The organism is Chitinivorax sp. B (assembly GCF_005503445.1).
GTDB lineage: Bacteria > Pseudomonadota > Gammaproteobacteria > Burkholderiales > SCOH01 > Chitinivorax.
Genome location: NZ_SCOH01000002.1, coordinates 211,816 through 223,510, shown reverse-complemented (window position 1 = coordinate 223,510; position 11,695 = coordinate 211,816). Strand labels below are relative to the sequence as shown.

At 52.4% G+C, this 11,695-nt stretch carries 12 protein-coding genes; 8 read left to right on the top strand and 4 right to left on the bottom strand.

Annotated elements, in window-relative coordinates:
* The first annotated feature begins 180 nt into the window (after positions 1-180).
* A complete protein-coding gene (msrP, locus tag FFS57_RS02460) occupies positions 181-1,107 on the top strand; it encodes a protein-methionine-sulfoxide reductase catalytic subunit MsrP (protein WP_137936167.1) in 927 nt (308 codons plus the stop codon).
* A 64-nt stretch (positions 1,108-1,171) separates the two neighbouring features.
* Here the strand turns inward: msrP and parC are convergent, their stop codons facing one another.
* On the bottom strand, positions 1,172-3,592 hold the full coding sequence (parC, locus tag FFS57_RS02455) for a DNA topoisomerase IV subunit A (protein ID WP_137936166.1): 2,421 nt from the start codon (positions 3,590-3,592) through the stop codon (positions 1,172-1,174).
* Positions 3,567-3,752 (bottom strand): hypothetical protein, encoded by a 186-nt coding sequence (locus FFS57_RS02450; RefSeq protein WP_137936165.1) that lies wholly within the window; start codon positions 3,750-3,752, stop codon positions 3,567-3,569. The genes parC and FFS57_RS02450 overlap by 26 nt, the downstream gene beginning before the upstream one ends.
* 103 nt (positions 3,753-3,855) lie before the next feature.
* On the opposite strand from FFS57_RS02450, the gene FFS57_RS02445 reads away from it, so the two are divergent.
* The 3 genes from FFS57_RS02445 to FFS57_RS02435 all read left to right on the top strand — a co-directional run bounded on the left by FFS57_RS02445 (position 3,856) and on the right by FFS57_RS02435 (position 5,808).
* Positions 3,856-4,683: a M23 family metallopeptidase gene (locus FFS57_RS02445; RefSeq protein WP_249383850.1), complete on the top strand. Its 828-nt coding sequence runs from the start codon at positions 3,856-3,858 to the stop codon at positions 4,681-4,683.
* 1 nt (position 4,684) lies between these two features.
* On the top strand, positions 4,685-4,864 hold the full coding sequence (locus FFS57_RS02440; RefSeq protein ID WP_137936163.1) for a protein MIGRI: 180 nt from the start codon (positions 4,685-4,687) through the stop codon (positions 4,862-4,864).
* Between the two features lie 77 nt (positions 4,865-4,941).
* Positions 4,942-5,808: an EpsD family peptidyl-prolyl cis-trans isomerase gene (locus FFS57_RS02435; RefSeq protein ID WP_137936162.1), complete on the top strand. Its 867-nt coding sequence runs from the start codon at positions 4,942-4,944 to the stop codon at positions 5,806-5,808.
* Positions 5,809-5,830: 22 nt separating this feature from the next.
* Here FFS57_RS02435 and FFS57_RS02430 read toward each other — a convergent pair whose 3' ends face one another.
* Positions 5,831-6,187 carry a hypothetical protein gene (locus FFS57_RS02430; RefSeq protein WP_137936161.1) on the bottom strand — a complete coding sequence of 119 codons (357 nt, stop codon included), beginning with the start codon at positions 6,185-6,187 and terminating at the stop codon, positions 5,831-5,833.
* A gap of 223 nt (positions 6,188-6,410) precedes the next feature.
* On the opposite strand from FFS57_RS02430, the gene dusB reads away from it, so the two are divergent.
* The 4 genes from dusB to purD all read left to right on the top strand — a co-directional run bounded on the left by dusB (position 6,411) and on the right by purD (position 10,722).
* Positions 6,411-7,436 carry a tRNA dihydrouridine synthase DusB gene (dusB, locus tag FFS57_RS02425; RefSeq protein ID WP_137936160.1) on the top strand — a complete coding sequence of 342 codons (1,026 nt, stop codon included), beginning with the start codon at positions 6,411-6,413 and terminating at the stop codon, positions 7,434-7,436.
* A 73-nt stretch (positions 7,437-7,509) separates the two neighbouring features.
* Positions 7,510-7,746: a DNA-binding transcriptional regulator Fis gene (fis, locus tag FFS57_RS02420; protein WP_137936159.1), complete on the top strand. Its 237-nt coding sequence runs from the start codon at positions 7,510-7,512 to the stop codon at positions 7,744-7,746.
* Between the two features lie 54 nt (positions 7,747-7,800).
* Entirely contained in the window at positions 7,801-9,366 is a 1,566-nt protein-coding gene (gene purH / locus FFS57_RS02415; protein WP_137936158.1) for a bifunctional phosphoribosylaminoimidazolecarboxamide formyltransferase/IMP cyclohydrolase, read from the top strand.
* An 84-nt stretch (positions 9,367-9,450) separates the two neighbouring features.
* Entirely contained in the window at positions 9,451-10,722 is a 1,272-nt protein-coding gene (gene purD / locus FFS57_RS02410; RefSeq protein WP_137936157.1) for a phosphoribosylamine--glycine ligase, read from the top strand.
* A gap of 372 nt (positions 10,723-11,094) precedes the next feature.
* Here purD and FFS57_RS02405 read toward each other — a convergent pair whose 3' ends face one another.
* On the bottom strand, positions 11,095-11,652 hold the full coding sequence (locus FFS57_RS02405; protein WP_171013518.1) for a GNAT family N-acetyltransferase: 558 nt from the start codon (positions 11,650-11,652) through the stop codon (positions 11,095-11,097).
* Positions 11,653-11,695: the final 43 nt, after the last annotated feature.

The window sequence follows — 11,695 nt, the reverse complement described above, 5'->3', positions numbered from 1 at the left end:
CTAGAATATTAACTCTATCTGGTGATGTGTTGATGTATTGACCAGATCAGCCCTATTCTGGTCAATGATATGTTCGATCAATGTCAGGTATGCCGATCAAGGAATTTTTCTGGGGAATTGGGTCGAAGCTGTAATGCATGGTCAATACATGCGACCAATGCAAAACGTGGAGATACCAACATGCTGATCCGTCACCCTACCGATATCTTGCCCAGTGAAATTACCGATAAGGCTTTGTACTTGTCCCGCCGTGACTTCATGACTGCAGCCGGGGCTGCGGGTCTGGTGTTGGCGGGTGTTAGTGGGCCGGTTGAGGCTAAACTGGCAACGGTACCCAGCCGATTTTCAACAGCTGATAAACCCAACACCAAGCAAGAAATCACCACCTACAACAACTTCTATGAGTTTGGCACTGACAAGGGCGACCCTGCTGTCAATGCGGGCAAGTTGGTCACCCGGCCTTGGACAGTCAGGGTAGAAGGAGAGGTGATGAAGCCCAAGACCTTTGATCTGGACGAAATCATGAAGTTGGCCCCTTTGGAAGAGCGCATCTATCGATTGCGCTGTGTCGAGGGGTGGTCAATGGTTATCCCGTGGATTGGTTATTCGCTGTCGGAGATACTGAAACGGGTTGAACCGACCAGCAAAGCTAAGTATGTGGAATTTACTACCTTGAAGCGACCTGAGCAAATGCCCGGGCAACGTAATGCTGTACTGGATTGGCCATATGTCGAAGGGTTACGGATTGATGAGGCAATGAATCCGTTGACTTTGGTGACGCTTGGGCTTTACGGTGAATTATTGCCAAATCAGAATGGTGCACCGATTCGTATCGCGGTGCCCTGGAAGTATGGCTTCAAGAGTGCCAAGTCCGTTATCCGAATCCGCTTGGTGGAAAAACAGCCCATAAGTAGCTGGATGAGCGCCAATCCGCGAGAGTATGGGTTCTTTTCCAACGTGAATCCACAGGTGGACCACCCGCGCTGGAGTCAGGCCAGCGAACGTCGCATCGGTGAATTCTTCAAGCGCAAAACGGTGATGTTCAACGGTTACGGTGATCAGGTCGCTTCAATGTATGCTGGGATGGATTTGAAGAAGTATTTTTAGCGGCGGGCGGGTCAGCAGTAACACAATGGGCCGTTACGGCCCATTGTTGTTTGTGGTACGAGACTCAGTGCTCTACAGAAAATCCAAGCGGTGCAAAGTTCAGACTCAATACCTTACCCTTACGGCCACGTTTGCTTTGGCATTGCGCCAGCTCCATCACATCAAAACGTTCTGCTGTGTCTTTGCCACGTGCTGATTTGCCGGTAATGTTTAACTGATGCCCATTGGTGAAGGCCAAATCGAGCAAGCTATCGCTATTGTCCAGACTCATGATCTGTACACCTTTGCCCCCGCCAGTCAGTTCTTTCATCTCGTCACGGGTAAACAACAGCAGACGGCCTTCCTTCGATAATGCCGCCAGGAATGGCGGAGTATTGTCATCAAACAGAAACGGGGGCAACAAGGTATCACCGTCATCCAACGTGATGTACTGTTTACCCGCTTTGACGCGGCTGACCAGGTTCTCAAGCTTAGTGGTAAAGCCATAACCATTGCTGGCAGCCAGCAGGTAGCGTTGGTCACCTTTGCCAGCAACGGCTTGTACAACCTTCACACCCGCTGGCAAGTCAATCAGTGTGGCAATTGGCACGCCATCGCCACGCCCACCAGGGATTTGTCCTGCCAATAGCGAGAATACACGGCCGTTGCTACCAAACAGGATCACTTGCTCGATAGAGCGGCATTCCAACGCCACAAACAGACTGTCGCCTTCTTTGAAGCCGAAGTTCTGCGCATCGTGCCCTTGACCGGTACGAGAACGAATCCAGCCCTTTTTCGACAGGATGATGGTCAGTGGCTCATCCACCACTTGCTGGGTAAGACTGGCACGTTCTGTGGTTTCGATCAGCGTGCGGCGGTCATCGCCGAAAGTTTTGGCATCAGTCTTGATTTCGCTGATGATCAGCTTTTGCATGGCACCACCATCAGCCAGTAGATGTTCCAGCTCTGCTTTTTCACCTCGCAGCTTGTCCAACTCCTGCTCAATCTTGATGCCTTCAAGTCGTGCCAATTGGCGTAGGCGGATTTCCAAGATGTCTTCAGCCTGTCGATCCGACAGGCTGAAAGCGGCGATCAAATCGGCTTTCGGGTCGTCCGCATTGCGAATGATGCGAATCACCTCATCAATGTTCAAATAGACAATCAACCGGCCTTCCAGAATATGGATTCGGCTGTCCACCTCACCCAAGCGATACTGAGTGCGGCGGGTGACAGTCTGGAAGCGGAAGTCGATCCATTCCGAAATGATCTGTTTCAGGGATTTCTGCTGTGGCCGACCATCAATGCCGATCATCACCATGTTGATTGAGGAGTTACCCTCAAGGCTGGTATGCGTCAACAGCAGGTTCATGAACTCGTCGGCGTTCTGTCGGGATGACTTGGGTTCGAATACCAAGCGCACTGCCTGATCCTTGCCAGATTCATCACGCACCGTATCTAGTTGCGACAACAACAACTGCTTGGTTTGCAACTGATCTTGCGTGAGCGTCTTTTTACCCTTTTTGACTTTTGGATTGGTCAGATCTTCAATTTCTTCCAATACCTTCTGTGACGAGGTATTGGGGGGCAGCTCAGTGACAACGATCTGCCACTGACCGCGCGCCAGCTCTTCAATCTTCCAGCGTGCCCGTACCGTCAGCGAGCCACGCCCATTTTCATAGGCTGCCTGAATATCCTTTGGCTGCGAGATGATCTGCCCACCGCCAGGAAAGTCCGGCCCTTGCACGTATTGCAACAGGTCAGTCGTGGTGAGCTCCGGCTTTTTGATCAGCGCAACAGCAGCTTCCGCTACCTCACGTAAATTATGCGAAGGGATTTCTGTTGCCATGCCGACTGCAATACCCGATGCGCCATTTAGCAATACCATGGGTAAGCGCGCGGGTAGCAGCTTGGGTTCTTCAAAAGCACCGTCATAATTGGGCACGAAATCAACGGTACCGCGATCGATTTCTGACAGCAGCAACTCAGCAAGCTTGGTCAACCGTGCTTCGGTGTAACGCATTGCTGCCGCACCATCACCATCACGCGAGCCAAAGTTGCCATGGCCATCGATCAGCGGGTAGCGTAGCGAAAAATCCTGCGCCAATCGCACCATGGCATCGTAGGCCGATACATCACCGTGTGGGTGGAATTTACCCAGTACTTCACCCACTACACGAGCAGATTTGACGGGTTTGGCAGTGGGCGACAGCCCCATCTCATGCATGGCATAGAGAATACGGCGCTGGACTGGCTTTTGGCCATCACAGACATCTGGCAGGGCACGACCCTTGACGACAGAGACGGCATATTCCAGATAAGCCCGCTCAGCATAAAGGCCCAATGGGACTGCATCGTCGTTGAAGTCAGTCAGTGCAGGTGGCGGGCCATCATGCTGGCCGCTATTGTTGCCAGTTTCGAGTTCAGGCTCCGGCAAGGGCTCGGGTCCAGCCTCATCAAGTGCTGGGCTGTCAAACAAGTCTTCAATCAGGTCGTCGTTTTCGTTCATTGTCGTGCTGTGGCGTAGTAGTGTCGGCGGGCTTGGCTTCTGATACGGTGTTGGGCATGGTGGTCGCTGTGGTTGCAATTGGCGTGCCTGCCGGTTGCGGCGAACGGCCAGATTTGACACGCCCTTCCGGGCTGGCACGACGAATCAGAAGTCGAGACATGGTAAAGCCACCGGTTGATCTTGGTGCCATTATACCCGTTGCGCAAGGCGGGCTGTGTTTATCTGCAGCGAGTCGGTTAGAATGCTGTTTTCACAGGAAGACCATGCACCAACCCACCCACCGGCGGCCCGCTTACGCCCCTACTGATTACCTGAAACGTCAACGTCGTCGGACAGTGATGGCAACGTTGGCGATGTTGATGGCTATGGCCACCGCAGGGTATTGGGCGTTAAATGAGCGTGAGGCCGATGGGCCGTTGTTGGCACCGCCTGTACAACCCGTAGAGGCTGATCCTTTCGAACAGGGCGATCTGCGCTTGCGTTTGCAGTTGTTGCAGACCCAATGGCGTCGGCTTGAAGCGTTGTTACTGGCTCAACCGGACAATGATCGTAGCGCGACATCTATTACACCGGCTGTTGCGTTGGCATTGCAGCCGGCAGAACAACTTGGGAATGACGAATTGCAGCGTCGACTGGAAGTCCTGACTACTGCGTTGGGCGAACGTCTGAACGAACTGAAGGAAATGAAGCGGCAAGGAGCGCAGTGCTTGTTGCCTGTTGCAGGCATCCAGCCAACATCTGATTTTGGCTTGCGGATGGACCCGTTCTCCAAGCGATTGGCTATGCACAACGGTATTGACTTCAAGGCGCCGATCGGTACTTCGATATTGGCGGTGGAGGCAGGGCGTGTGAAGAGTGCTGGCCTGATGCCACAATTTGGCTGGACTGTGGAGCTGGAGCACCCGAATGGGCTTACCACGCGTTATGCCCATGCACTGCGTCTATTGGTAGTAAAAGGGCAAACTGTGGCAGAAGGACAAAAAATTGCTGAAGTGGGCTCCAGTGGCAAGTCCACAGGCGCACATCTCCATTTTGAAGTGCGATACAACGGTGTACCACTCAATCCTCGTCGCTTTTTAGCATTGCGTTGACATGACTGGCCGATTATTGCGGTTTGCGTTACTGGCACTGGTATTGGTCTTTATCTTTCAATGGCTGCTACGCCCTGGGCAGCGTGCCAAGGTTGCTGAATTTACCCGGGCTCTGGCTATGGCACTGTTGGTGTCTGGCGGTCTTATTCTGGTGTGTTATGTCTTGGGTGTAGGGATGTAATCGTTTCACTTTGGCGGTCATGGTTTACATCATTCAAACGTACCGGACACTTGATAGCTAAATGGCGAGCTCCTGATATGAAAAAAGAATTCGATGTGACTCGATTATGGCTGTGCTTAGGGATGGGAATCTGCATGATCGTTGCCGGGTGTGGCCGTGTGACGGGTAATGGCGAACAGTCAGCCCCACTTGCTCGTGTCAACGACACACTAATCAGTCAGATTCAAGTAGATCGAGCATTGCAGCGCGCTGGCCAACCGACAACCGCTGCGCGGCAAATGCTTGATTCATTGGTTGATCAGCAACTATTGGCAGATTTGGCCGAAAAAGAGCGGATTGACCAGGATTGGGCAGTGAAGGATGCGCTGGCCGCCGCTCGTCGCCAAGTACTGACGCAAGCTTTGTTGGAAAAGCATGCCGCTGGCAAACCAAGCGATGACGAAATCGCCAGGTATTATGATCAGCACCCGATATTGTTCAGCAATCGGCGGGTTTTTACCTTTCGAAGCATCAATGTTGTTGAACCTCGAGCAGGGTTGGAACGGCATCTGAAACGTGAACTGCAAGTCGGAAAAGGGCTAAGCGAGTTGACGGTTGGATTGGAAGCTGCCGGTTATAAGTTTCGTGCAGCTGATGGAACTGCTGGTGCAGAACAAATACCGGATTATCTGCATGCTGACCTGCAACGTGCAGAGGCCGGTGATGTGGTGATTGCCGGGAACAAGCAAATGCTGACGGTGATGAACATTTTGGCGGCTTCACCTCGGTCATTGAGTTTGGCTGAGGCCAAACCCATGATTGCGCGTTATTTGGAAAACACCAAGCGTGCCGAGACTGCCCAGCAACTGTTGACCGCCTTGCGTAAGTCAGCGCGGGTGGAATATCTGTCCAGCAAGCAGGCTGAAACCATGGGGGATATTATCGGGCCACCTCCTGACGAATAACAGACGCTGTTGACGGGCCTGCTTATGCAGCCCGAGACTGTTGCCATGCATTTGCCCAAGCCCGTGACGAAGCCAGTGTGACATTGCGCCAGATTAGCATGGAGTTCATCAGGTAGTTGGCTTGCCACTCCGCTACTTCTGTCAGCCACTGCGGAACGTGTGCAGGTACATCATGATGCCATTGGTGCTGACGCCCGATCTGGTCAAGCGCTGTACGTAATTCTCTGAGTGCAAATTGCCAGTAAGCTGGCGTGGCTCGTTCAGTCTCATCAAAGTATAGCTCGGCACGCCGAACCGCCCGTAGCCATAGGCAATGTGCCTGTTCCTCGCTGATGCCTGCACGTTTACTGAGCCAGCTTAGGATTTTTGGGTTATGCATCTTTCCCTCCTAAATCGATTTGTTGCAATGCAATATGTTATCCCTGAATTGTAGTGAAAAAACTGGCGGAACTCTGTTAATAATTGATGCGATGCAATATTTCATATCTAGTAAGTAATATGGGGCTATGCGTGATGTCCCCGCTTAAATTTTGTGCAAAATGTCTTTGGCGGCAGCGTATGAAACGATTAAAATACGCACCTTTCCGCCAGTGAAACCTCGCATGCGTATTGGTCCCCATATCCTCAAGAACAATCTGATCGTTGCCCCAATGGCTGGCGTGACTGATCGGCCGTTTCGCATGCTGTGCAAACGGTTTGGGGCTGGACATGCTGTCAGCGAGATGATTACGTCGAATTCACTCTTATGGGGATCTGAGAAAACCAAGCGGCGCGCCAATCATCAGGGTGAGATCGCTCCTGTCTCTGTGCAGATTGCCGGTGGGATTCCGGAGCAGATGGCAGAAGCGGCACGCATCAATGTTGCACATGGTGCACAGATCATTGATATCAACATGGGCTGCCCTGCCAAGAAGGTATGCAATGTGATGGCCGGATCGGCGCTGCTTCAGCATGAAGAGCTGGTTGCACGCATTCTGGATGCGGTAGTGGGTGCGGTGGATGTGCCTGTTACTTTGAAAACCCGCCTGGGTTTTCGAAACGGTGAGGAAAATATCCTGCGTGTGGCCAAAATGGCTGAAAACGCGGGTATTGCCGCACTGGCCGTACATGGGCGTACACGTGAAGACATGTACAACGGATCGGCTCGTTATGAGCTGATTCGTGAAGTGAAGCGCAGTATTCAAATTCCGGTTATCGCCAATGGCGATATCAATTCACCGCAAAAGGCTGAATCAATCCTAGCCGCCACTGGGGTAGATGCCATCATGATTGGGCGTGCCGCACAAGGCCGACCATGGATTTTCCGTGAGATTGCACATTATCTGGCTGTTGGTGAGTTATTGCCGCCACCCGAGGTGGCAGAGATTCGCAGTGTGTTGCTGACGCATCTGGATGATCTGCACCAGTTCTATGGCGAGTATTCCGGCGTGCGCATCGCCCGTAAGCACATTGCTTGGTACACCAAAGGCTTGCGTGGTTCGAATGAATTCCGCCAAGCCATGTATCAATTGGAATCGACCATCGAACAACATCAGGCGGTGCAACGCTACTTTGATCAGCTCGCCGAGCAGGGTGAGCGCTTGGTATACGAATCAGAGGCAGTATCAGAAGAACCACTGGCGGCGTAACAATAATGCTCAGGCCTGTTTAGACCCACACAAGCGGGCAAGGCCGGCGATATCCATACAAATAGGGAAAGGTATGCAAGGTAACGAGCAAATCTCGGCCGCGGTCAAGCGGGCGATGGAGCAGTATTTCCATGATCTGGATGGGGAAGCGCCCTCTGCCATTTACGATATGGTATTGGCGTGCGTTGAAAAACCGCTGCTGGAAGTGGTGTTGTCCCATGCCCAAGGTAACCAAACTAAAGCTGCTGAATTGTTGGGTATTAATCGCAACACCCTGCGCAAGAAGCTGAAAGACTACGATCTGGCCTAAGGCGCTGATCTATATTGATCTTTATCCGATTCACCTGTAACGACGATGACCATCATGACCAAAATCCAACGAGCCCTGATCAGCGTGTCCGATAAAACCGGCGTGCTGGAGTTTGCCAAAAGCCTGGCCGCTTTCGGTGTTGAAATCCTGTCCACCGGCGGTACTGCCAAACTACTTGCCGATCATGGCTTGAAGGTTATCGAAGTTGCTGACTACACCGGCTTTCCCGAGATGTTGGATGGTCGGGTCAAGACGCTTCACCCTAAAATCCACGGTGGAATTCTCGGTCGCCGTGACTTAGCTACGCATGTCACCACGATGGCGCAACATGGTATCGGTAATATCGATTTGGTTTGTGTGAACCTGTACCCGTTTACCCAAACTGTGGCCAAGCCTGATTGTGCGTTGGAAGATGCCATCGAAAATATCGACATCGGCGGTCCGGCCATGGTCCGTTCTGCCGCAAAGAACCATGCCCATGTAGCCATTGTGACTGATGTGGCCGACTATACTGCATTGGTGGAAGAAATGAAGGCTAACGAAGGCGCGTTGGGCCTGCCCACCCGCTTCAAACTGGCATGCAAGGCGTTTTCGCATACTGCGGCATACGATAGCGCAATCAGCAATTACTTGACTGGCCGCGATCACGAAAATAGACCAACCGCCGATTTCCCAGACCGTTTCAATATCAATGTCGAAAAAGTGCAGGACATGCGCTATGGCGAGAACCCACACCAGAAAGCTGCCTTCTATCGTGATCTGGTCGCAGTGCCGGGTACCATCGCCAATTACACCCAGCATCAGGGTAAGGAACTCAGCTACAACAACATCGCTGATGCTGACGCAGCGTGGGAAGCGGTTAAAACCTTCGACCAGACGGCCTGTGTCATTGTCAAACATGCAAACCCCTGCGGTATCGCTGTAGCAAGCGATACACTGACTGCCTACAAGCTGGCATTTGCTACGGATACCACCAGTGCATTTGGCGGAATCATCGCATTCAACCGTGAAGTTGATGCAGTGACAGCGGAAGCTGTATCGGCCCAGTTCCTGGAGGTGTTGATTGCTCCAGCTTATACCGCTGAAGCTCGTGCATTGCTGGTTAAAAAGATCAATGTCCGTGTGTTGGAAGTGCCGATGCATTTAGGCTGCAATCCATATGATTTGAAGCGCGTAGGTGGTGGTTTGCTGGTGCAAAGTGCTGATACCCGTAACGTGGGCTTGGATGAACTACGTGTGGTGACGAAACGTCAACCGACCCCGGCTGAGTTGCAGGACTTGTTGTTTGCATGGCGTGTTGCCAAATTCGTTAAATCCAATGCAATTGTCTTCGCTAAGAATGGTCAGACAGCTGGTATTGGCGCTGGGCAGATGAGCCGCGTAGATTCCACTAAGATTGCTGCGATCAAGGCGGCGAATGCTGGTTTACCTTTGACTGGTGCCGTTGCATCATCGGATGCATTCTTTCCGTTCCGAGATGGGGTGGACGTGATTGCCGAGAACGGTATCAAAGCTATTATTCAGCCCGGAGGCTCAATGCGTGACGAAGAAGTTTTCGCAGCTGCCGACGAGCACGGCATTGCTATGGTGCTGACCGGCACTCGCCACTTCCGCCACTAAGCTTATGGGCCGTCGCCTGTGCGGCGGCTTGGCTATGCTGAGGGAAGGGCATTTATTTTTGTATTGTTGGAACAGGATCGTTTGATGAAAGTTTTGGTCATCGGCTCCGGCGGCCGTGAACATGCGTTGGCCTGGAAGCTTGCGCAGTCGCCGAAAGTGCAGCGTGTATATGTTGCACCGGGCAACGCCGGTACGGCCCAGGAAGAAGGTTTGGTGAATGTTGACATCACGGCCATTCCTGATCTGATTGCCTTTGTAAAACAGGAAAATGTTGAGCTGACTGTAGTTGGTCCGGAAGCGCCATTGTCACAAGGCGTGGTGGATGCATTCCGTGTGGAAGGCCTTAAGATTTTTGGCCCGACTCGTAGTGCAGCGCAATTGGAGTGGTCAAAGGACTTTGCCAAGGCTTTCATGATTCGCCATGGTATTCCGACAGCACAATACCGTACTTTCGCCGTTGCTCAGGAGGCGCATGACTATGTCGCTGAGCGTGGTGCCCCCATTGTCATCAAGGCTGATGGACTAGCTGCTGGTAAGGGTGTCATTGTGGCGATGACATTGGATGAAGCCCATGCGGCAATTGATGCGATGTTGCTTGATAACAAGATGGGCGATGCTGGCGCACGAGTCGTGATTGAGGATTTTCTGGTAGGCGAAGAGGCCAGCTTCATTGTCATGGTGGATGGTTACAATGTGTTGCCACTTGCAACCAGCCAAGACCACAAGCGATTGCGGGATGGCGACCAGGGCCCGAATACGGGTGGTATGGGCGCATATTCCCCAGCCCCCGTCGTGACGCCGGAGGTGCATGCCCGTGTGATGCGCGAAGTGATTCTCCCTACCGTGGCAGGTATGGCGAAGGACGGTATTCCCTATACCGGCTTCTTGTATGCTGGCCTGATGATTGGCGAAGATGGCAAAGTCAATGTGGTGGAGTTCAACTGCCGCATGGGTGATCCGGAAACTCAGCCCATCATGTTCCGTTTGAAGTCGGACTTGGTGGATTTGGTTGAAGCAGCAGTTGAGTCGCGTCTGGACAAGGTAGAAGCAGAATGGGATCGCCGAGTGGCGTTGGGCGTAGTGCTTGCCGCTTCAGGCTATCCTGACAGCCCTCGTAAAGGGGATGTGATTGCCAGTCAGGCCAAAAATGGCGAGGATGCACATGTCTTTCACGCTGGTACGACATTGAATGACCAAAAGCAGGTGGCGGTCAGCGGTGGCCGAGTACTTTGTGTTACGGCTTTGGGCGATAGTGTGCGGATTGCACAAAAGCGTGCATACGAGTTGGCTGAACAGATCACGTTTGCTGGAATGCAGTATCGTAAAGACATTGGGCATCGCGCTATCAAAAAATAGGGCGCTTAATGCAGGTGACAAGGGCAGCTTAGGTTGCCCTTTGTTTTGTCCGCAAATTGGGATGGCACCTATGCTGCTCTCCAAACACTGGTCGGCTTGCAAGCGTTTGTAACTTTCCAGTATCAGTCAGCATTCGACGAACGTACTATCAGATTTGCAGCCGGGCCAAGTGTCGACATCCCCTGGCCACTTGAGTCTTGATGTCATGGTGCAAACTGACTTGAGGTTTCCTGATTGTGCCTGTGTTACGGCTTTTAAACATTGTCGGCTCAGTGTGATTGGGTGTCAGGTCTGATCGTTGACCATAGGATTGATGGCTGGCTACATCCTTTATTGGCGGCCACTCACAACGTCCCAATCATTTCGATCCGATCAGGGTTTCAATAAGTCCGCATTTGTCAGGGAAGTGAGCACATGGTCAGCCCACGTGCCATTGATGTAGAGATAATCCCGTGCGTACCCTTCCACAGTGAAACCACAGCGCCTCAATAATTTGCCGCTGCGTTCGTTGGCGGGCATGTAATTGGCCTGAATGCGATGCAGGCCCAGCTCGACAAATGCATAGTGGGTCACCAGTTTGACGGCCCGGGTTGCCAGGCCTTTGCCTTGTACATGCTCATCTAGTTCGTAGCCCAGGAAGCATGCTTGGAACGGGCCGCGTTGAATACCAGACAGGCCAACAGAGCCAATGATTCGAGTGCCGTCAAACAAATAGAGCTTGCAGCCCCTGCCTTGCAAGAACTCATCCCACTGTGCTGCAAGACGACCAGGCCATATATCGGGTTCAAACATGTTTTCCGGCCAGGGTGGTGAAAATGGCCGCAGGAAGACTTGGTTACGTTGGTAGTAATCAATCAACTCTGGCACATCTCCATCATTTGCCATCTTCAATGTGACGGGCCCATCACGCAGCACGGGCGGTTGTTTCATGCGGTTTCCTCTTGGTGGTGATGAGTGAATTGAGTAGGTGAAG

Coding starts and splice junctions, on each gene's coding strand:
- msrP (WP_137936167.1), top strand. CDS start 181: ATGCTGATCCGTCACCCTACCGATATCTTGCCCAGTGAAATTACCGAT.
- parC (WP_137936166.1), bottom strand. CDS start 3,592: ATGAACGAAAACGACGACCTGATTGAAGACTTGTTTGACAGCCCAGCA.
- FFS57_RS02450 (WP_137936165.1), bottom strand. CDS start 3,752: ATGTCTCGACTTCTGATTCGTCGTGCCAGCCCGGAAGGGCGTGTCAAA.
- FFS57_RS02445 (WP_249383850.1), top strand. CDS start 3,856: ATGCACCAACCCACCCACCGGCGGCCCGCTTACGCCCCTACTGATTAC.
- FFS57_RS02440 (WP_137936163.1), top strand. CDS start 4,685: ATGACTGGCCGATTATTGCGGTTTGCGTTACTGGCACTGGTATTGGTC.
- FFS57_RS02435 (WP_137936162.1), top strand. CDS start 4,942: ATGAAAAAAGAATTCGATGTGACTCGATTATGGCTGTGCTTAGGGATG.
- FFS57_RS02430 (WP_137936161.1), bottom strand. CDS start 6,187: ATGCATAACCCAAAAATCCTAAGCTGGCTCAGTAAACGTGCAGGCATC.
- dusB (WP_137936160.1), top strand. CDS start 6,411: ATGCGTATTGGTCCCCATATCCTCAAGAACAATCTGATCGTTGCCCCA.
- fis (WP_137936159.1), top strand. CDS start 7,510: ATGCAAGGTAACGAGCAAATCTCGGCCGCGGTCAAGCGGGCGATGGAG.
- purH (WP_137936158.1), top strand. CDS start 7,801: ATGACCAAAATCCAACGAGCCCTGATCAGCGTGTCCGATAAAACCGGC.
- purD (WP_137936157.1), top strand. CDS start 9,451: ATGAAAGTTTTGGTCATCGGCTCCGGCGGCCGTGAACATGCGTTGGCC.
- FFS57_RS02405 (WP_171013518.1), bottom strand. CDS start 11,652: ATGAAACAACCGCCCGTGCTGCGTGATGGGCCCGTCACATTGAAGATG.